This window comes from Pedobacter petrophilus (assembly GCF_009674725.1).
In the GTDB taxonomy this organism is placed as follows: Bacteria; Bacteroidota; Bacteroidia; order Sphingobacteriales; family Sphingobacteriaceae; genus Pedobacter; species Pedobacter petrophilus.
The window spans coordinates 48043-67990 of record NZ_WKKH01000010.1 but is presented as its reverse complement, the minus strand read 5'-3'; the positions used below and the strand labels follow the sequence as shown (position 1 = coordinate 67990).

Below are 19948 nucleotides of genomic sequence, written 5' to 3'. Positions count from 1 at the left end.
AAAAGCTTTTCTATCGGTGAAATTAATTTTGTTAAAAAGTGTTAAGTGTTTGTTATTAAGGGTTTTTCCATTCGTTAATTACCTCGGCATAAGTATCGCTAATTGGCAATATCTCGCCGTTGATTAATTCTGCTTTCCTTTTATGGATCGATTTTATTTTTTGTGTAGAAACGACAAAACTTCTATGGATTCTTTTAAAATTATTTGCCGGCAATTTTTCCAGCATCTTTTTTAATGGCATTAATGTTAATACCATTTTGCTGCTTTGCAGGTGGATTTTTACATAATCTTCCTGGCTCTCGATATATAAAATATCTGATAAATCTATTTTAACAAGTTTGTATTCAGCGTGTACAAAAATACTTTCTTCAGCAGCGGGCATTTGCTTGTCGTTTTGGTAACGATAAAACTCTTTGGCTTTGTTAACTGCTTTTTTAAAACGAACATAATCGATTGGTTTTAAAAGATAATCAATGGCTTCCAACTCAAAACCCTCGAAGGCAAAGTTTTTGTATGCAGTGGTAAAGATTACCATTGGTTTGTGAGCGAGTGATTTGAAAAGGTCTATTCCGCTAATATCCGGCATGTTTATGTCAGAGAAAAGCAAATCAATATGGTGATGATTTAAAAATTCTGATGCCGCAATTGCATCTTCAAAAACTCCTGCAATCTCCAGTTCTTCAGATGCATCCACATAACTTTTAATCAGTGCTGCGGCTAGCGGTTCATCATCAACAATTACGCATTTTAAACTCTTGCTCATAATAGTTGAATGGTTAAGTTTACGGTAAACAGTTGGTTTTTTGTATCAATATATAAAATATGATGGTCTTTATAAAGATAGTTCAATCGTCTTTTCGTGTTTTCCATCCCGATACCACTTCTTTCTGCGGTTACCTTCTCAGGATAAATTGTATTCTGGCAAAACAATATCAAAGAATTTTGCTTGCTGAATAATTTAATGATCAGGGTATTTTCATTGTGGTTGCTCACGCCGTATTTAAATACGTTTTCCACGAAAGCCATCAGTAATAAAGGTGCAATCGTTTTGTTTTTAAAATCTCCTTCCAATTCAAAAATAAGCAATGTCTTTTTAGTAAGCCTCAGTTTTTGTAGATCTATAAAATCAGTAATACAATCAATTTCCTGTTGCAAATCAACAAAATCATGCCCGGCCTCATCGGTAATGTAACGCATCATGTTTGATAACTTCATGATTGATGGGCCGGTATTGTCTTCTTTAATAATGGCAAGCGTATAAATATTATTTAGCGTATTAAACAGGAAATGTGGATTTACCTGTGCTTTTAAGAATGATAATTCGGCTTGTACCTTTTCTGCTTCGGCAAGTAGTGCCCGTTGCGTGGTGAGGTTTAACTGTATATTGGTTTGTTTTGTAAAGCCGATGATGAAGGTGAGAAAGAATAGAAATACACTTGCAATATCTAATCTGGGCCCTTCTCCTAATCTCCTGCCTGAGGGCGGCCGAAAATCTGTTGGATTAAATTGCGGTTGTTGTCGACTGTCTGGTGGCAATGAGCGTTCAAAATCACGGCTTTCATTTCTGAAATTCCGGTAAGAAAATACAAATCTATCAAATGGCCGTAGCCACAATATTAAAACTAAAGCCAATCCAATACTTGTAAAGTAGAAGACATTCGATTTTTCATAAAATTTGGGGAAGAGATAATAGGTATGCGCCAGATAAAGAAATAAGAAAACTATGCAGAATATCAGGTATTTGATGATACCTGTAGTGCTGGTCATGTAGTTAAGATTCTGATCGGAAATCATAAATAGCGGTAAGCTGAGCAAGAACAGCGCTGTAACGACTTGAATAGAATTCTTAATCATTAATTTTCTTGACATAAACAAATTAAGCGATTCGCTTGCAATTTATCTTCGAAGTACCGATAATTTAGGCTTTTGTGTAGGTGATTTCATTTATCCTCAATCAAGATGGGTGATAATTTAGAATATATCCTTAATTTTAGCCGCTGGCAACTGCCAAACTGACTTAAGCAAGACAATGGCTTGGTTGTTGTAACACAACGGTTTTTATTAATAAATACGATTAAAATATAATGTTAGGATTTTTAGCGAAAGTTTTCGGAAGTAAATCAGATAGAGATATAAAAGCGATACAGCCGCTGGTTGTTAAGATAAACGATGAGTACGCTAAGTTATCTTCGATCAGTAATGATGAACTGCGTGCAAAAACGATAGAGTTTAAAGGTAGAATTTCTGTTTTTTTAACTGATATTGATGGTAAAATTTCTGCATTGAAAGCTGAGGCTGAAAGCAATGACTTAGATCTTCATCAAAAAACTGCTATTTACGATCAGGTTGATGCTTTAGGCAAGGACCGTGATACGGAATTAGAGAAAGTATTGTTAGAAATTCTTCCTGAGGCTTTCGCCGTAGTGAAAGAAACTTCCCGCCGTTTAAGTGAAAACGAATTTCTGGAAGTTACCGCAACACAACATGACAGGGATTATGCAGCACGCAAAAGCAATGTTAAAATTGTGGGTGATAAAGCAATTTGGGCAAACCGTTGGGACGCTGCCGGAACTGAAGTGGTATGGAACATGGTTCACTACGATGTGCAGTTAATTGGCGGTATCGTTTTACACAGCGGTAAAATTGCCGAGATGGCTACCGGTGAGGGAAAAACCCTGGTGAGTACATTGCCAGCTTATTTAAATGCATTAGCAGAACAAGGTGTACACATCGTTACCGTGAATGATTACCTGGCACGCAGGGATAGTGAGTGGAATGGCCCATTGTTCGAATTCCATGGAATTAGTGTTGATTGTATTGATAAACATGAGCCAAATTCTGAAGAAAGAAGAAAAGCTTATGCTGCAGGGATTACTTACGGTACCAATAACGAATTTGGTTTTGATTACCTGCGTGACAATATGTCGCAAACTCCTGACCAATTGGTGCAACGTAAGCAACACTTTGCGATGGTGGATGAGGTCGATTCAGTTTTAATTGATGATGCCCGTACACCTTTGATTATTTCAGGCCCGATTCCGCATGGAGATCAGCACGAATTTTACGAGTTAAAACCACGCATTGAGCGGTTGGTTAATGCTCAGAAAGCTTATGTTTCCCAAGCTTTAAATGAAGCCAAAAAATTAATTAATGCCGGTAACAGTGGTACCGAAGAAGGCGAAGGTGGTTTAGCATTATTACGTGCTTACCGTGGTTTACCGAAAAATAAAGCCTTAATTAAATTCTTAAGTGAGAGCGGTGTTCGTGGTTTATTGTTGAAAACAGAAAACTACTACATGGCAGATCAGTCTAAGAACATGCCTAAGGTAGATTCAGAGTTGTATTTCTATATTGATGAGAAAAACAATCAGGTGGAGTTGACAGAAAAAGGGATTGAATTAATTACCCAATCCGGAGAAGATCCAACTTTCTTTGTATTACCAGATGTGGGTACAGAAGTTGCAGAATTAGAAAAATCTGACTTGCCTTTAGATGAAAAAGTTGCAACCAAAGATGCTTTAATGCGCGATTATTCTGTTAAAGCAGAACGGATCCACTCCGTAAATCAGTTATTAAAAGCTTATACTTTGTTCGAAATTGATGTGGAATACATCATCGATGAAGGAAAGATCAAAATTGTAGATGAGCAAACAGGTCGTATTATGGATGGCCGTCGTTATTCTGACGGATTACACCAGGCGATTGAAGCTAAAGAAAACGTTAAAGTTGAGGATGCTACCCAAACTTATGCTACCGTAACCCTGCAAAATTATTTCCGTATGTACCACAAACTTTGCGGTATGACGGGTACTGCAACGACTGAAGCAGGTGAGTTCTGGTCGATTTACAAACTAGATGTTGTAGAAATTCCAACTAACAGAAATATTTCAAGAAAAGATGATCAGGATTATGTTTATCGTACCGTTCGTGAAAAATACAATGCCGTTGCTGCCGAAATTCAATTCTTAGTTTTCCCTTACACCCATTATGAGCCTGAATATGAGCTTGATAAAGATGGTAAGGTTAAGCAGAAAGAAGGTAAACCAGTTGTTAAATTTGATGCAACAGGCAGAGTTGTGCCAAGGCTTGATGCTAAAGGGGCATTAATTCCAGCCGTAAATCCTCAAACTGGTCAGATAGAACCACAAGCTGGTCGCCCGGTGTTGGTGGGTACTACCTCAGTTGAAATTTCTGAATTGTTAAGCCGGATGCTTAAACTTCGCGGAATTAAACACAACGTATTAAACGCTAAAATGCACCAGAGAGAGGCCGATATTGTTGCCGAAGCTGGTCAGGCAGGTACTGTTACCATTGCAACCAACATGGCTGGCCGTGGTACGGATATTAAATTAGGTGCTGGTGTAAAAGAAGCAGGTGGTTTAGCAATCGTAGGTACAGAACGTCATGAGTCTCGTCGTGTAGATAGACAGCTGCGCGGTCGTGCTGGTCGTCAGGGCGATCCCGGATCATCTCAGTTCTTTGTGTCATTGGAAGATAACTTAATGCGTTTATTCGGTTCGGAAAGAATCTCAGGCATTATGGTGCGTATGGGAATTGAAGATGGTGAAGTAATTCAACACTCTATGATTACCAAGTCTATTGAGCGTGCACAGAAAAAAGTAGAAGAAAATAACTTTGGTATCCGTAAACGTTTATTGGAGTACGATGATGTGATGAACTCGCAGCGTACTGTAATTTATGCTAAGCGTAAAAACGCTTTGTTTGGCGAACGTTTAGATGTAGATATGAATAACATGGTTTATGATGTTGCAGAAGATATCGTAACCGAATACAAAGAAGAAGCAAATTATGACGGATTTAAATTAGAGGTTATTAAAAACTTCTCTCTGGATACTGCCATTACTGAAAAGGAATTTGCATCAACCAATATTGCACAGTTAACTGAAAAGTTATTTGAAGAAGCTGAAGCTTTCTATGCCCGTAAATCAGAAGCAGTAATTCAGCAGTCGTTACCCGTGTTAACCCAGGTTTACGAAGAACGCGGTGAGCATATCGAACAAATCGTTGTTCCGTTTACCGATGGTATTCGTGGTATTCAGGTGGCTGTTGATTTAAAGAAAGCGATTGATAACAAAGGAAAAGAAGTAGTTCGTTCATTCGAAAAAACCATTGTTCTTGCGTTAATTGATGATAGCTGGAAAGAACACTTACGTGAGATGGATGATTTGAAACAATCTGTTCAAAATGCGGTTTACGAGCAAAAAGATCCATTGGTAATTTATAAAATGGAAGCTTTCAACTTATTTAAAAACATGCTTAATGCGGTGAATAAAGAGGTAGTGAGTTTCTTATATAAAGGTGGTATTCCGGTTCAGCAAGAGGCCGAAGATTTAAGAGAAGCACCAGCGCCTGTAAAACAACCTAAGTTGCAAACGACTAAGCAAGAGTTTGGCAGGGAAGAACCAGGCATTGAATTTGGTGATACCCGTGAAGCAGTTCCGCAACAACCTGTTCGCAAGGAAGCAACCGTAGGTCGTAACGAACCTTGCCCTTGTGGAAGTGGTAAGAAATACAAAAACTGCCACGGCGCAAATTTATAAAATAATTATATCATACATTATTAAGGCCTTAACTTTAGTTAAGGCCTTTTTTTGCGGCCATATTTTTAATAGTGGTAAATATGTCTATATTTATTGATGGAAGATTTACCACTATTTCCAATTAATTTAACCAAGTAACTCCATAAGAATTAACTCGATCGAAATAAATTGGTAGGCAATTTATCATTGATCTCTTAATGGAGAACTGGAGCTGAAACCATTAAAACAGGGCGGAACTGAAAAGCCATAAGAGTAAGACACACAAATAAATCACACACACAAATGAAAAAAGTTTTTACCGTAGTCGCTGTTTCTACAACGTTGATGTTTTCAAGCTGCGCAACAATCTTTACTGGTACAAGGCAAAATGTTCAAATTAACACTTCTCCACCAGCTGCAGATATCGAAGTTGATGGTATTAAAGTAGGTATTACACCAATGGCTGTATCTTTGAAGAAGGGATTTACCGGCCAAACGGTAACGCTTAAATTAGATGGTTATGAAACTAAAATGTTTCAACCTACAACAGACTTCAATGCTGTAGCAGTATTGAACTTTATTGGTTTGATAGGTTGGGGCGTTGATGCCGCAACTGGTGCAATGATGAAGTACGATCCCAAAGTTTATGAGATTCAATTGGATAAGAAAAAGTCTAATTAATTTTGCTAAGCCGAATTTCAGAAAGAAGTTCGGCTTTTCTTTTGTTGTTTTATTTTAGTATTTTTGATATATGAGAACGGTAACCCTGGATATTTTAAATGACAAAGCAATAAATTTGTTAAAGGATTTAGAGTTGCTTAATATAATCCGTTTCCGGAAAGATAGTGCCAATATTCAATCATCTAATGGGGATCTGATTTCAAAGTATAAGGGCGCAATGCAGAAACAATCACTATCAGAAATAGATCAGCAGATAAATGATATTCGTAACGAATGGAAATAAACTATCTATGGGATACTAACACCGTAATATACTATCTGCAAGGTTTATTAAGTGAAGATGCTGAGAAGCTTATTGATAATATTCTGCTAACCACACAACCTGCCATATCAGCGATCACAGAAATCGAATTGCTTTGCTGGAGAACAGCGGGTGAAAACGATTTAAAACTTTTGAGAAATTTTATCGGTGATTCTTACGTTTACGAACTTAATCGGGAAATCAAGGATCAAACTGCCGAGTTGCGGAAGCATCACAACCTGAAATTACCAGATGCAATCATTGCTGCAACGGCCCTGGTAAATAAACTTACACTCATCACAAGAAACGTTAAAGACTTCGATAAAATATCAAACCTTCATCTATCAAATCCATTTTAATAGGTGATCAGATACATTTGCACAACCCATAAAGAATGCCGAATTTTGTAGCCAATCCGGCATTCTTGTTTTAAAAACAATTTTTCGTTTGCCCGCTCTAATACCATCATGAAAATATTTTATTCGTTAATCTTCTGTTTATTATTATCCAAAGCATCTTTTGCACAAAAGGGAGAGGTTATAGTTATTAAAGATCCATTAATAGACAGCTTAATAGCCAAACGAATGGAAGTATATAAAACATCCGGAGAAGTAAAGCCAGGAAAACCCATCGTTTCCTCTTATGGTTACCGCGTACAAATTTTTTATGGTTCTGATAGACGGGAAGTTTTTAATCAGCAGGCTCGTTTTAAAACATTATATCCAAAACTTAATACTTATCTAATTTATAAAGAGCCAAACTATTATGTTCGGGTAGGCGATTTCAGGACAAGATTAGAGGCCCAGCGGTTAATGAGTGAAATAAGATCAACCTTCCCTACGTTATTTATCTTCAGGGAGAAAATTAATGCACCACAACTAGATATTACCACTAATGATCAAAGATAAAATTAAGGACTTAGCAGGCGCCATTTTCAACGATGTGGTTGGCTATCGCCAACACTTACATGCAAACCCGGAATTATCCTATCACGAATTTCAAACTTCCGCATTTGTTAAAGAAAAACTAACACAGTGGGGCATCGAATTTACCGGTTGTGCAAATACAGGTGTTGTTGCTTTAATTAAAGGAGATCTTCCATCAGATAAAGTAATTGCTTTACGTGGTGATATGGATGCATTACCAATCACTGAAATCAGCGATAAACCTTATGCATCTAAAAACACAGGCGTAATGCACGCCTGCGGTCATGATGTACATACATCTTCGTTATTGGGAACCGCATATATTATAAACCAGTTGAAAGCAGAATTTGGGGGTACCATTAAATTTATCTTCCAACCTGCTGAAGAATTACTTCCCGGTGGTGCAAGTATCATGATAAAAGAAGGAGTATTAGAAAATCCAAAGCCAGATTATATCGTTGGCCAGCATGTAATGCCGTTGATCGATGCCGGGAAAGTTGGTTTTCGATCTGGAATTTATATGGCCTCTACAGATGAATTGTATGTTACAGTAACCGGAAAAGGCGGTCACGGCGCGCAGCCACATCAGAATATCGATCCGGTGGTAATTGCTTCCCATATCATTGTCGCCTTGCAACAAATCGTTAGTCGCAATGCTGATCCACGCATCCCTTCTGTTTTATCTTTTGGTAAGGTTACCGCCAATGGAGCCACAAACATTATTCCGAATGAAGTGAAAATTGAGGGTACCTTCAGAACACTTGATGAAGACTGGCGGGCGGAAGCGCATCAGCGTATGAAAAAAATGGCAGAAGGAATGGCTGAAAGCATGGGCGGGAGTTGCGATTTTGATATCCATAAAGGCTATCCCTTTTTAATTAATGAGGAGAAACTAACGGCCAATGCAAGGTTATTTGCAGAAGATTTTTTAGGTAAGGATAATGTGGTTGATCTGGATATCTGGATGGCTGCTGAAGATTTTTCATTTTACTCGCAGCTAACAGATGCCTGCTTTTACCGTTTAGGCACGGGCAATGCCGCAAAGGATACCCAATATTCTGTTCATACACCAAAGTTCGATATTGATGAAGATGCGTTGAAAATCTCTACTGGATTAATGGCCTACATTGCCTTAAAACAATTGGGTAATTGATTCCTGATATCCGGACATTGCATCTAAAAATAAACAAGGCATCGTTTTTGCCAAGCTACACCAGCATGAAAAAAATATTATTAGTCCTGATCATCTCCTCTTTTTTTTATAGGGGTTTTGCCCAGGAGATTCCACGTTTCAATCCTGATACGATTAAGACCATCACCTTAGACTCTGCGGTTAACATTAAGGCGGAAAAGCTAAATATCGAAACTTTTATCAATAAGGTTATTAACGATACGTCCTTTTATCAATCCTTCAGGGATATGAAACGTTACAGTTTTATCGCCGAAAACAGGATCTATACGTATGATAAAAAAAATAAGGTAGATGGAAAAATTTATCGTAAAATAAAGCATAACAACAGCGGGCCTTACAAAATGGAATACCTGGTTAAACAAGATACCGGTAAGGTGTATAAAAAGAACGGGAAATACCAGTTGTATACCGTAGAAATGTTCGATTATATTTTTATGAATGCCTACAACACTGATTTTGTACCTAATGCGCCAAGCGGCGACGGCAAGGGGGGAACCAATGAAAGTTATAAAGACAAACTGAAAACTTTAATCTTTAATCCAGGCCGTCCGGTAAAGGTTCCTTTTATCGGCAGTAAAACAGAAATTTTTACGGCGAATATGCGTCAGTATTATGATTACGCTTTTACCAGCGGAACTTACCTGGATTCTATTCCCGTTTACCGCTTTAAAGTTTCTGTGAAGCCAGATCTAAGCAGCTGGACAAAAGATGGGATAATGATCAAAGAACTGGTTACCATATTTGATAAACGAAATTTCAATATCCTCGGGCGTTATGTAGATATGAAATACGGCAATATGCTGTTTGATTTCAATGTACAGATGAATATTGAGATGGGTTATTTTGGAGATGATAAGCTGCCTACAAAAATTACTTACCAGGGAAACTGGGATTATCCATTTAAAAAAGAGGAGCGTGCCAGTTTTCTAATTGTACATAAAGATTATAAGCTGGAGAAGGGTAAGTAAGGATTTAATCGCGTTCAAAAGATTACTATCTTTAAAGCGATTATTTAAACCAGAAAAAATGAAATCCTGTTCCTATTTTAAGCTTCAGATTAGCGTAATCCTTGTTTTCTGCTGGAGTATCAATTTGCAGGCGCAAATCCTCACCTCGAAACAGATTGATAGCGTTGTAGAGAAAACACTCACAACCTTTAATGTACCCGGTATTGCGGTTTCTGTCATCAAAGATGGAAAAATCATTCATTTAAAGGGTTATGGTGTAAGCTCCATCAAAACAAATAAGAAGGTAGACGAAAATACACTTTTTGGTGTTGCCTCGAACACGAAAGCCTTTACAGCGGCTGCACTCGGTATGCTCGTGGATGAGAAAAAAATTACCTGGGATACGAAAGTGACTGATGTTATCCCCGAGTTTAAAATGTACGATGCCTATGTAACCAGTGAATTCACCATTCGCGATCTGCTTACACACAGAAGTGGTTTAGGGCTTGGAGCAGGGGATTTAATGATCTGGCCAGATTCATCAACGGTAGATAAAAAGCAACTGATTCATAACCTTCGTTATTTAAAACCTGTTTCATCTTTCCGTACTAAATTCGATTATGATAACCTGATGTACATCGTTGCCGGAGATGTTGTAGCCAGGGTTTCAGGAACAACTTATGAAAATTTTATTGAAAGTAGAATTATAAAGCCCTTGGGCATGACAAAAACTGCCGCTTCATGGTATCGTTTAAAAGATAAATCGAATGTAATTGACGGACATGCCCCTTACCAGGGTAAATTACTGCCTGTGGGGCTTAGTTTTGGTGAAATTGCAAATGCCGCAGGCGGTATTTATTCAAACGTAACCGATATGAGTAAATGGGTTCAGGCAATGATTGATGGTGGCCAATATGGAGCGAAGCTCGATCATAAATTATTTAGTCAGGCCGTTGCCAAAGAACTATGGACCCCTCAAACCATTATTGTAGGTGGCAATCAGGGCAGCTTTAACAGCTATGGATTGGGTTGGTTTCTGAGTAACGTGAATGGTAAGTTCCAGGCTACCCACACCGGTGGCTTGTCTGGAATCGTAACGCAGGTAACGATTTTACCAGAACTGAAATTAGGTATCATTGTTTTAACCAATCAACAATCTGGTGCAGCTTTTAGTGCGATCACCAATTCCATTAAAGATGGTTATCTGGGGGTAAAAGGTCGGGATAGAATTAAGTCTTCTAATGATAGCCGCCTTGCCGATGAGAAAGAGGCTAATGAAATGGTAACCAAAGTTTGGGCAGATATCGCTGCTCAACAAAAAGCCACTTCATCCAGGCCTGATGTTAAAAGCTTTTATGGAACCTATCATGATACGTGGTTTGGTGACGTTACGATTAGCGAAGTAAATGGTAAAATGCATTTTCAAGCTAAAAATTCGCCTAAGCTTCGTGGCGATATGACTTACTACAAAGGAAATACGTTTATTGTGAAATGGTATGACAGAAGTTTGGATGCTGATGCTTTTGTGAATTTCGGTTTGAACAATAATGCCACAGCAGACGGATTTAAAATGGAAGCCATTTCACCATTGACGGATTTTAGTTTCGATTTTCAGGATCTGGATTTTAAGAAAAACAATCAAAATAACCAACCAAAATAAACAAGATGAAAACCTTGCTCAGAACCACCATTTTAATTGGCTTTTGCCTGATTATATTAACATCAATGACTGTTAAACCAAAACGAATTATTTTCTTCGGCGATTCGATTACACAAATGGGCGTATCTAAAAACGGATATGTAAGCCTGATTAAAAAATCGCTTGATTCTACCAAATATGAAGTACTCGGGGCTGGAATTGGCGGAAATAAAATTTACGATTTATATCTCCGTTTGGAAGATGATGTTTTAAATAAAAAACCTGATTTAGTGGTTATTTACGTTGGGATTAATGATGTCTGGCATAAGCAAACCTCACATACCGGAACAGATTTCGATAAGTATTTTAAGTTTTATCAGGCATTGATTAATAAGATTCAAGGCGTTGGAAGTAAAGTAGTGCTGTGCACGCCTTCTGTAATTGGAGAGAAAAAAGATGGCACCAATGAAATGGACGCAGACCTGAATAAATATGCTGCCGGAATCAGGGAGCTGGCCGTAAAGAATAATCTTCCGCTCTGCGATTTAAGAAAAGTTTTCGGTGAATATGAAGAGAAGAATAATCCGGAAGATAAAGAAAAAGGTATTTTAACAAACGACCGGGTTCACTTGAATGATATAGGAAATAAATTGGTGGCAGATCAGTTATTACCATTGGTGAAGTAGATTTCAAAACTATCGTCGTTCCTCCTTGCAAGGACGGCAATGGAGTGTACCTCTTCGAAATAATAGTTAGGGGATCGCCATTGCAAATTGAAGGGCTGGGATTGAGCGATGGCATGAAGCAATCTGTAAAGAAAAATAATAAACTAGATTGGTCTCGTAGTGCCTTCTTACGATGACGATTAAGCAATATGATCAACCGCGAAACGATAGATAAGATAATGGATACCGCCCGTATAGAGGAGGTAGTAGGGGATTTTGTGCACTTAAAAAAACGCGGAACCAGTTTAATCGGCAATTGCCCTTTTCACGGAGAAAAAACCCCATCGTTCCACGTATCAGTAACCAAAGGTATTTATAAGTGCTTTGGTTGTGGAAAAGGTGGCGACTCGGTGCGTTTCATCATGGATCATGAAAAGTATTCATACCCCGAAGCGCTTAAGTTTTTAGCCAATAAATATAACATAGAAGTAGAGGAGGCTGAACTCTCACCGGAAGCGGCAGAGGCACAAAGTGCGAAAGAAAGTCTCTACATCGTATCTCAATACGCTGCTGCCTTCTTCGTAAAGCAACTGTGGGAAACAGAAGAAGGTAAAGGAATAGGCTTAAGCTACTTTAAAGAGCGTGGTTTTAGAGAAGATATTCTGAAGAAATTTGAAGTGGGCTATTCTCCTGATGTGTGGGATGCACTGACGCAGAATGCAATCAATGCAAGCCACAAACTGGAGTTTTTAGAATCGACTGGTTTATCCATTAAGAATGATAACGGAAAAATCTACGATCGTTTCCGCGGTCGCGTGATGTTTCCTATCCATAACTTTACCGGAAGAATTATTGGTTTTGGTGGTAGAACACTCAAGACAGACAAGAATGTTCCTAAATATGTAAACTCGCCCGAAAGTGAAATTTACCATAAATCCAATGTGCTCTATGGCTTATTCCACGCAAAAAAAGCCATTCGCGATTTAGACAACTGCTACCTTGCCGAAGGTTATGCAGATGTGTTGTCGGTACATCAGGCCGGAATAGAAAATGTGGTGGCCTCTTCAGGTACTTCGTTAACAGTTGAGCAAATTAAATTAATCGGTCGTTTTACGCAAAACATTACCATTTTATTCGATGGAGATGCGGCAGGGATTAAGGCTTCGCTGCGGGGATTAGACATGATCCTGGAAGAAGGATTGAACGTGAAAATCGTTTCCTTCCCCGATGGGCATGACCCCGATTCTTACATGCATCATGTAGGCGCTGGTGCTTTTAAAACCTACCTGGAAAATAACAGGAAAGATTTTATTCTCTACAAGGCAAGTGTATTGCTGAAAGATGCAGGTGATGATCCAATTAAAAGAGCGGGTATTATTCGCGACATTGTAGAAAGTATAGCCAAAATCCCTGATCAGATTAAAGCTTCTGTTTTCATCAGGGAAAGCAGTAGTTTATTGGAAATTGAGGAAAGTGTGCTGCTTTCTGAATTAAACAAAATCCGTTCAGGCAAGGTTAAAAAGAACTTTGAAAGTAATCAGCGGGCAAATGCACAAAGTAATCAGCCGAATTCATATGGTTCTGGTGCACCTGAACCCCTGGGTCCGCCAGATAATTTATGGGATGACAATGCCGGACCATCTGGCTATGGTGAGCCAAAAGTAGATACTGATGAGGTCCAGGAAAAAGAAATTGTTAGATTACTGCTAGCCTACGGACATGAATTTGTAAACTGGGATAATATAGATGATATGTACATTGGCTCTTTTGTGATGCAGAATCTGGCCGATGTTGAATTCGAAAATCAGCTTTGCAAAAATATCATCGATTACTATAAATCTGAAATCGATAATGGCAGATTACCCACTGCCAATCATTTTATCAAACACGAAGATCGTGATATTGCCGATTTAGCCATTACCCTATCAACATCCGAATATGCACTAAGTGAAAACTGGTTAAACAAACATTTAATTTATGTGAAAGATGAATCCATGAATCTTAAAGCCACTATTCTAGGTGGAATTTTCCATTTGAAGAAGCGGAAAGTCGATCGTATTTTGTCAAATTTATTAAAAGAAATTAAAGATGAAAAAGATGCCGATAATCAAATCATTTTAATGCAAAGATATAGTGTAATTAAAGGCGTGGAACGGGAAATTAATAAGTTTTTAGGTTCGGTAATTGTTAAGTAAGGATTGAGTTTCATTATTTATACAAGAAGGAGATAGCAAGAAACGATTCATTCAAAACTCACTTATTCATTCACTCATTCAATAATCGGTTCATTAAAAAACATGGCGCTTCACAACGATTTAGGCAAACAAGGGGAAGTAATAGCGAAGGAATACCTGGAAGCCAATGGTTATGAAATTTTGGATGAAAACTGGACGTATGGGAAGGCGGAGCTGGATTTAATTGCATACAAAAATAGAATCATGGTTTTTGTAGAAGTAAAAGCGAGGACTTCTATTGCTTTTGGCGAACCTGAAGATTTTGTAGATACAGCCAAACAAAAGCAGATGGAACTGGCCTCTGCAGAATATATTGAAATCATGAATCATCAAAATGATATTCGTTTTGATATAATTGCGATTACCTTTACAAAAAATAGTTATACATTAAATCACATTGAAGATGCTTTTTGGCCTGAAGACTAAACAAATCAGAACCCGCTTATTTTTAGGAATTACAGTTGCTTTTTTAGGTGCCTGTAAAGATGATGCTCCAAAAACTTACCGATCTTTTGTTTCACCCATGATGGGACTCAATGTTGCATCTGGAAATGAATTTGAAGTAAAGGTGCTCTTCGGAAATGAAAGCAAAGTAGATTCGGTGATTTACCTGATCGACAGCACCAAAATGGATGCGAAAGCTGATACCTCTGCCATAAAAATAAAAACCACAGGTCTGAAATTAGGTAATCATATCATTACCGCAAAAATATTTGGCGATGGAAAATCAGAGGATTTAACATCAAATGTAAATGTGTTGGCTGCTCAGGCACCGATTGAATATACTTATAAAGTGATTAAAACCCTGCCGCACGATACTTCTTCTTATGTAGAAGGATTAGAGTATCATGATGGTTATTTTTATGAGAGTGCTGGTGATTATGGTCATTCAAGTTTACGTAAGGTGGAACCGTCCACAGGAAAAGTGGTATTAAAAGCCGATTTGGATAAACAGTACTTCGGAGAAGGGATGACAGTGGTAGGCGATAAAATTGTTCAGTTAACGTATAGGGAAAAAACAGGCTTTGTATACGATAAGAATACCTTCAAAAAGTTATCTGAATTCACTTACCATGAAGGCACACAAGAAGGATGGGGATTAAACTTTGATGGAGAAAAAATCTTAAAAACGGATGGTTCTGGTACGATATTCTTTCTGGATAAAAACACCTACAAACCAACCGGTGAGCTTGAAGTATTCGACAATAAGGGAGCCATTCAGCAATTAAATGAATTAGAGGTAATTGATGGAAAAATTTACGCTAATGTGTATACCACTAATAATATCTTAATCATTAATCCGGAAACTGGTGCCGTTGAGGGTAAAATTAATTTATCCGGGTTGCTTCCTGCAGATTATTTTAAAACGGATGATGAAAAGGCAAATAATGTCCTTAATGGAATCGCGTACGACAAGGCTTCAAAGAGATTGTTCGTTACAGGCAAGAAATGGCCGCATATCTTCGAAATTAAAATTTCAAAACAATAATGGTGTGCTCAATTTATGATAGAAAAGCCAGATGTATAAATCTGGCTTTTCTATTATTGATCTTTTTTCTTCGATTCGCTTAAATAACCGTTAAAAGTAATGGGTTGTTTATTATAACCACTGGCAACAAGGGTAGCATAACCATTTGGCGTTACACTAAGCGAAAGTCTGAAGTTCTCCCTTTTTAAATCTTTCGTGTTGATTTGAATGTTGTAATTGCCCTTCTTATTTTTCGTTTCTTTATAGCTAAAATCTTTCGAGGTAAATTTAATGCCACCTTCGTTTGGATTTAGCGGCGGACTAAAAGAACGGCCATAATAGGGTAGGTAGGCCACTACGCTATCTTTGGTGACTATAAAATCATATTGGCTCCCGGTTAAATTAATCATTCCTCCACCCTGTGATCCGGGCATTCGTGATAAAATTTGCGAAACGTCCATGTTAGACATCGGTATTGCCGAGTTTGCAACGAAGGTATAATCCTTTTCCTCAATTATCTTAATGGTTGTCGCCTTATTCGTTTGCGCAAAAAGTTGCAAAGAACAAGCAAATAAAGCCATACTCAAAACCAGTTTTAAATGTTTCATGATGTTGTGTTTAATATTATAACAATTTAAAGATGTATGGGTTTAGCCATTTCCATAACAAGGAGAGGAATAATAGATTAAAGTTACAAATCGAAAGATTGGATTAATTGCTTGCTATGAACTCGAAACTTCATAACCATAAAAAAGCCACTACATTTTTTAATGCAATGGCTTAGATAAACATTTAATTTATACTAGTTAAAATCCTCTGTTTTTAAAGGAGGATTGATTTTTATTTCCTTCACGTTAATAGCAAATTCCTGTGCGCCTTGTGGGGTTTGAATATTCTGATTTAAAGTATGTGGAAACAATACATCCCCAACCTTTTTGTAATCGCCGTATTCAGTAGATTGTGTAATTTCCATCGTACCCTTGGTTACCGTTTTTTCATCTTTCAAAAGTAAGCCAGATTTTACATCATAATATTCGGTTTTCTTTTTGCCGGAAGGTGAAGTAACAATCAGCTTGTAAGCATCAGCGGTGCCCACTTTAGCGGTTCCTGCAGCTGCTAATTTCGTGCCGTCAGTAGCATAATAAAGTTGGTTCACAATCCCTTTACTTTCCTTCTTTTCAGTCAAATCATCACCTGTTAATTCCGATTTTTTACCCATTTGCATCTGGTAGCCAGTTGTACCGTTGAAAGCTTGTTTCATGGCCGTTTGGCCCATCATAGAAACCTCCATTGAACTTAGGTTTGGAGCCATATCTTTAATGGTAACGGTAAGCTTCTGGCCCTGCATTTCCATTTCGGCATTTTGCTGCAATGAGGTTATCTTTTTAATCGCAGCAGCACCACCAATTGCAGTGATGTAACTGTCAACAACCTCTTTGGCTGATTTAACTGCTGCTGTACCAGTGCTTGCAGTAGCTTTAACAGGTTCTGCTACATTATCAAACTCATTTACGCTGAAACCTGCTTTCTTCAGGCCTGGTGTAAAGGTTTCCGTTTTACCAACAATTACTATGCGGGTGTTATCATGGTTATAGTATTTCTTTGCCACGCGCAAAATATCATCAGTAGTTACCGCATTCAATTTCTGCAGATAGGTACGGTAAAAATCTTTAGGCAAATCATTGATTAAAATACTGCTTGCGAAACCAGCAATACGGGCCGGATTTTCTAAGCCTAATGCAAAACTTCCATTATAAAGGTTCTTTGCATTCTGCAATTCTTCTGCCGTTACTTTCGTTGTACGGATGGTGTTAATTTCGGTTAAGAATTCAACCACTGCGCTGTCTACCTTTTCATTTCTCACTGCTGCTGTTGCAGCGAATTTAGATTGAAAACGGCCGGAACCTGTTGAAGAATAAGCACCATAAGTAAAGCCATGTTTCTCTCTCAGGTTATTAAACAACCTTGATTCTGAGCCGCCGCCTAATATTTGGTTGGCCAGTAAAACCGGAAAATAATCAGGATTACCCATCGGTAAATCAATTAAATTAACAACAGTAATTTCTGACTGTACCGCGTTACTTACATTTACCACATCAACTTCGGTTTTGGTTGGGTTAGCTACTTTGGCTAACACCGGAAGCGTTAATGCAGCACCTTTCCAATCGCCAAAGGCTTTTTCTGCCAGGGCTTTTGCAGCCTCAGGTTTAATGTCGCCAACAAAAGTTAAATAGCCACGGGAAGGAGTAACATATTTAGCATAAGTTGCCTTAATATCTGCAAGCGTTAAGGCATTAACAGATGCTTCCGTCTCAAATTCTCCACTTGGGTGGTTTTTTCCATACGCAAGCGCATCTACCACACGGCTGGAAATAGCCTTTGCATTTTTCTCATTTGATTTTAAGCCGGTGATCAATTGTGATTTTAGTTTCTCAAAAGAGGCTTCGGGAAAAGCTGGTTTTCTAATGCTTTCTGCCATTAAAGCAAAAGCCTGAGGGAAATACCGTGTTAAAGCAGATGCCGAACCTCCGCTAAAACTTGCACTTACATCAGCCCCCAGCTGATCTACAGCTTCGTCAAATTGTGCTTTGGTTTTTGTTGTGGTACCTTCATTCAACATGCTGCCCGTTAATGCTGAAACACCTGCTTTAGCACCTTCTGTTATCGGACCAGCATCAATACTATAGCTGGCAGACACTTTAGGAAGCTTATGGTTTTCTACTACCAATACAGTAATGCCATTGGCTAGTTTATAGATTATCGGGTCGCCGATGGTAATTACCGGAGCTGGTCCTGGCTTTGGTTTCTGGCTTCTATTGATCGTTTGTGCTGAAATACCCTGAGCCAATAAGGAAATTGCAGCTATGATAAAGATTTTCTTCATGATTTTAAAATTAGTATGAAACTCGCGCTGCTTATTTCTTAGGTAAGTAATACAATACAACTCTCTGGTTTTTATTTAGATACTTCTTAGCGATGTCTCTGATCTCCTCGCGGGTAATAGACCTGATCACTTCCAATTCCTTATTAATGTCATCAGTATCTTTATCATGGAATGTATAACCCGAAGATAGATTTTCAGCTACACCAAGCATTCTGCTGTTAGCACTTACGTAATCGTTCTCAAATTTATTCTGAAGTTTTTTATAATCGCTTTCGCTGATTAAATCTGTTTGTAAACGTAAAACCTCTTCGTCGATATCTTTCAACAGATCGTTAAGCGGGGTATTTTTATTTGGAAGTGCTAGTGTAATGTATGCGCCATAATCTTCCAGCGAATAATTGAATGCTGCAACCTGAAGCGCAGTTTTCTTCTCATCAACCATTTTAGTGCTTAATCGTGAACTGCCGCCACCGGATAAGATTGAGCTGATCATGCCAAGTACTTTGCTATCCCTGCTTTTCATTCCTGGAACGCGGTATGCAGCAAAGATTGCCGGAATCTGAATGTTTGCATCGTAAGCGGTATCGATTATTTCTTTTGTAATCTCTGGCAATTCGTACTTCTTCCGAACAATTACTGCACCTTTCGGAACTTCAGCAAAATATGATTTTACCAGCGTTTTTGTTTTGTCAACATCTAAATCGCCGGCAATGGTTAATACCGCATTGTTTGGTACATAATATTTTTTAAAGAAAGCAATGAATTCATCAAGCTTGGCTGCGTCTAAATGATCCATTGAGCCAATAGGCTGCCAGCGATAAGGATGGGTTGAAAACAAGTGCGAGAAAATTTTCTCAGTAAACTTGCCATAAGGCTGGTTATCCACCCGAAGGCGTTTTTCTTCTTTAACCACCTCGTTCTGCGTTTTAACGCCAGCTTCATTAATTGCCGGGTGTAACATTCTTTCGCTCTCTAACCATAAACCCAGTTCCAGCTGGTTAGACGGGAAAACTTCGTAGTAAAATGTACGATCCTGAGAGGTATTGGCATTATTCTGACCACCGTTACTGCTCACCAGTTTCATAAATTCGCCACGCTTAATATTTGGAGAACCCTCAAATAGTAAATGTTCAAAGAAGTGGGCAAAACCAGTACGCGATGTTTCTTCATCTTTTGATCCAACATGATACATAACCGATACAGCAACAACCGGTGCTGTTTTGTCCTGGTGAAGAATGACATGGAGGCCATTGTCTAAGTCAAATTCCGAGAACTGTACCTTTTGAGCAGATGCGCTAAAGCACAGGCCGGAAATAGCCAAAGCAAAAAGAAATCTTTTTTTCATTAGTAATTTTTTTTAGTGATGCGAAACGATCAAAGCGAGTGCGAGAGATTATTTCTAAATAAGTTAATTTGGATTCACAAAATGTGAAAGTATTAAGGATGCCCTAAATTATAGGTTTAAAACAAA

Annotated in this window: 17 protein-coding genes; 12 read left to right on the top strand and 5 right to left on the bottom strand. The window is 38.2% G+C overall.

Annotated features, from left to right (window positions below):
- Positions 1 to 55: 55 nt before the first annotated feature.
- Together GJU39_RS08680 and GJU39_RS08675 are read right to left on the bottom strand one after the other, a co-directional pair.
- Positions 56 to 763: a LytR/AlgR family response regulator transcription factor gene (locus GJU39_RS08680; RefSeq protein ID WP_154280397.1), complete on the bottom strand. Its 708-nt coding sequence runs from the start codon at positions 761 to 763 to the stop codon at positions 56 to 58.
- Complete coding sequence (locus GJU39_RS08675) at positions 760 to 1869, bottom strand: sensor histidine kinase (protein WP_154280396.1); 1110 nt, start codon at positions 1867 to 1869, stop codon at positions 760 to 762. Before GJU39_RS08675 ends, GJU39_RS08680 begins: the two co-directional genes overlap by 4 nt.
- A gap of 215 nt (positions 1870 to 2084) precedes the next feature.
- Here GJU39_RS08675 and GJU39_RS08670 point away from each other — a divergent pair, with 215 nt between their 5' ends.
- The 12 genes from GJU39_RS08670 to GJU39_RS08615 all read left to right on the top strand — a co-directional run bounded on the left by GJU39_RS08670 (position 2085) and on the right by GJU39_RS08615 (position 15614).
- On the top strand, positions 2085 to 5561 hold the full coding sequence (locus tag GJU39_RS08670) for a preprotein translocase subunit SecA (protein ID WP_154280395.1): 3477 nt from the start codon (positions 2085 to 2087) through the stop codon (positions 5559 to 5561).
- Positions 5562 to 5843: 282 nt separating this feature from the next.
- A complete protein-coding gene (locus tag GJU39_RS08665) occupies positions 5844 to 6221 on the top strand; it encodes a PEGA domain-containing protein (RefSeq protein ID WP_154280394.1) in 378 nt (125 codons plus the stop codon).
- Between the two features lie 70 nt (positions 6222 to 6291).
- A complete protein-coding gene (locus GJU39_RS08660; protein ID WP_154280393.1) occupies positions 6292 to 6504 on the top strand; it encodes a hypothetical protein in 213 nt (70 codons plus the stop codon).
- Positions 6495 to 6881, top strand: coding sequence for a type II toxin-antitoxin system VapC family toxin (locus GJU39_RS08655; protein ID WP_154280392.1), 387 nt, complete (start codon positions 6495 to 6497; stop codon positions 6879 to 6881). The genes GJU39_RS08660 and GJU39_RS08655 overlap by 10 nt, the downstream gene beginning before the upstream one ends.
- 108 nt (positions 6882 to 6989) lie before the next feature.
- Complete coding sequence (locus GJU39_RS08650) at positions 6990 to 7430, top strand: SPOR domain-containing protein (RefSeq protein WP_245227739.1); 441 nt, start codon at positions 6990 to 6992, stop codon at positions 7428 to 7430.
- The gene (locus tag GJU39_RS08645) at positions 7417 to 8601 is read left to right on the top strand and encodes a M20 metallopeptidase family protein (protein WP_154280391.1); all 1185 of its coding nucleotides are present in this window, start codon (positions 7417 to 7419) and stop codon (positions 8599 to 8601) included. The genes GJU39_RS08650 and GJU39_RS08645 overlap by 14 nt, the downstream gene beginning before the upstream one ends.
- A 65-nt stretch (positions 8602 to 8666) precedes the next feature.
- On the top strand, positions 8667 to 9608 hold the full coding sequence (locus tag GJU39_RS08640) for a hypothetical protein (protein ID WP_154280390.1): 942 nt from the start codon (positions 8667 to 8669) through the stop codon (positions 9606 to 9608).
- A 58-nt stretch (positions 9609 to 9666) separates the two neighbouring features.
- On the top strand, positions 9667 to 11247 hold the full coding sequence (locus GJU39_RS08635; RefSeq protein ID WP_154280389.1) for a serine hydrolase: 1581 nt from the start codon (positions 9667 to 9669) through the stop codon (positions 11245 to 11247).
- Positions 11248 to 11252: 5 nt separating this feature from the next.
- Positions 11253 to 11912: an SGNH/GDSL hydrolase family protein gene (locus GJU39_RS08630; RefSeq protein ID WP_154280388.1), complete on the top strand. Its 660-nt coding sequence runs from the start codon at positions 11253 to 11255 to the stop codon at positions 11910 to 11912.
- A gap of 188 nt (positions 11913 to 12100) precedes the next feature.
- A complete protein-coding gene (gene dnaG, locus GJU39_RS08625; protein WP_154280387.1) occupies positions 12101 to 14086 on the top strand; it encodes a DNA primase in 1986 nt (661 codons plus the stop codon).
- A gap of 102 nt (positions 14087 to 14188) precedes the next feature.
- Positions 14189 to 14551, top strand: coding sequence for a YraN family protein (locus GJU39_RS08620; protein ID WP_154280386.1), 363 nt, complete (start codon positions 14189 to 14191; stop codon positions 14549 to 14551).
- Positions 14529 to 15614 (top strand): glutaminyl-peptide cyclotransferase, encoded by a 1086-nt coding sequence (locus GJU39_RS08615; protein ID WP_154280385.1) that lies wholly within the window; start codon positions 14529 to 14531, stop codon positions 15612 to 15614. Before GJU39_RS08620 ends, GJU39_RS08615 begins: the two co-directional genes overlap by 23 nt.
- A 53-nt stretch (positions 15615 to 15667) precedes the next feature.
- Here the strand turns inward: GJU39_RS08615 and GJU39_RS08610 are convergent, their stop codons facing one another.
- From GJU39_RS08610 to GJU39_RS08600, 3 genes are all read right to left on the bottom strand, one after another.
- Positions 15668 to 16201, bottom strand: coding sequence for a DUF4251 domain-containing protein (locus GJU39_RS08610; RefSeq protein WP_154280384.1), 534 nt, complete (start codon positions 16199 to 16201; stop codon positions 15668 to 15670).
- 194 nt (positions 16202 to 16395) lie between these two features.
- Complete coding sequence (locus GJU39_RS08605; protein ID WP_154280383.1) at positions 16396 to 18477, bottom strand: M16 family metallopeptidase; 2082 nt, start codon at positions 18475 to 18477, stop codon at positions 16396 to 16398.
- A 31-nt stretch (positions 18478 to 18508) separates the two neighbouring features.
- Positions 18509 to 19822 (bottom strand): M16 family metallopeptidase, encoded by a 1314-nt coding sequence (locus GJU39_RS08600; RefSeq protein WP_154280382.1) that lies wholly within the window; start codon positions 19820 to 19822, stop codon positions 18509 to 18511.
- Positions 19823 to 19948: the final 126 nt, after the last annotated feature.

What these genes read in the sequence shown, in the direction of transcription:
- GJU39_RS08635 (WP_154280389.1), top strand. Translation starts at nt 9,667, where the DNA reads ATGAAATCCTGTTCCTATTTTAAGCTTCAGATTAGCGTAATCCTTGTT.
- GJU39_RS08650 (WP_245227739.1), top strand. Translation starts at nt 6,990, where the DNA reads ATGAAAATATTTTATTCGTTAATCTTCTGTTTATTATTATCCAAAGCA.
- GJU39_RS08655 (WP_154280392.1), top strand. Translation starts at nt 6,495, where the DNA reads ATGGAAATAAACTATCTATGGGATACTAACACCGTAATATACTATCTG.
- GJU39_RS08680 (WP_154280397.1), bottom strand. Translation starts at nt 763, where the DNA reads ATGAGCAAGAGTTTAAAATGCGTAATTGTTGATGATGAACCGCTAGCC.
- GJU39_RS08610 (WP_154280384.1), bottom strand. Translation starts at nt 16,201, where the DNA reads ATGAAACATTTAAAACTGGTTTTGAGTATGGCTTTATTTGCTTGTTCT.
- GJU39_RS08640 (WP_154280390.1), top strand. Translation starts at nt 8,667, where the DNA reads ATGAAAAAAATATTATTAGTCCTGATCATCTCCTCTTTTTTTTATAGG.
- GJU39_RS08660 (WP_154280393.1), top strand. Translation starts at nt 6,292, where the DNA reads ATGAGAACGGTAACCCTGGATATTTTAAATGACAAAGCAATAAATTTG.
- GJU39_RS08600 (WP_154280382.1), bottom strand. Translation starts at nt 19,822, where the DNA reads ATGAAAAAAAGATTTCTTTTTGCTTTGGCTATTTCCGGCCTGTGCTTT.
- GJU39_RS08615 (WP_154280385.1), top strand. Translation starts at nt 14,529, where the DNA reads ATGCTTTTTGGCCTGAAGACTAAACAAATCAGAACCCGCTTATTTTTA.
- GJU39_RS08670 (WP_154280395.1), top strand. Translation starts at nt 2,085, where the DNA reads ATGTTAGGATTTTTAGCGAAAGTTTTCGGAAGTAAATCAGATAGAGAT.
- GJU39_RS08675 (WP_154280396.1), bottom strand. Translation starts at nt 1,869, where the DNA reads ATGTCAAGAAAATTAATGATTAAGAATTCTATTCAAGTCGTTACAGCG.
- GJU39_RS08665 (WP_154280394.1), top strand. Translation starts at nt 5,844, where the DNA reads ATGAAAAAAGTTTTTACCGTAGTCGCTGTTTCTACAACGTTGATGTTT.
- GJU39_RS08645 (WP_154280391.1), top strand. Translation starts at nt 7,417, where the DNA reads ATGATCAAAGATAAAATTAAGGACTTAGCAGGCGCCATTTTCAACGAT.
- GJU39_RS08630 (WP_154280388.1), top strand. Translation starts at nt 11,253, where the DNA reads ATGAAAACCTTGCTCAGAACCACCATTTTAATTGGCTTTTGCCTGATT.
- dnaG (WP_154280387.1), top strand. Translation starts at nt 12,101, where the DNA reads ATGATCAACCGCGAAACGATAGATAAGATAATGGATACCGCCCGTATA.
- GJU39_RS08605 (WP_154280383.1), bottom strand. Translation starts at nt 18,477, where the DNA reads ATGAAGAAAATCTTTATCATAGCTGCAATTTCCTTATTGGCTCAGGGT.
- GJU39_RS08620 (WP_154280386.1), top strand. Translation starts at nt 14,189, where the DNA reads ATGGCGCTTCACAACGATTTAGGCAAACAAGGGGAAGTAATAGCGAAG.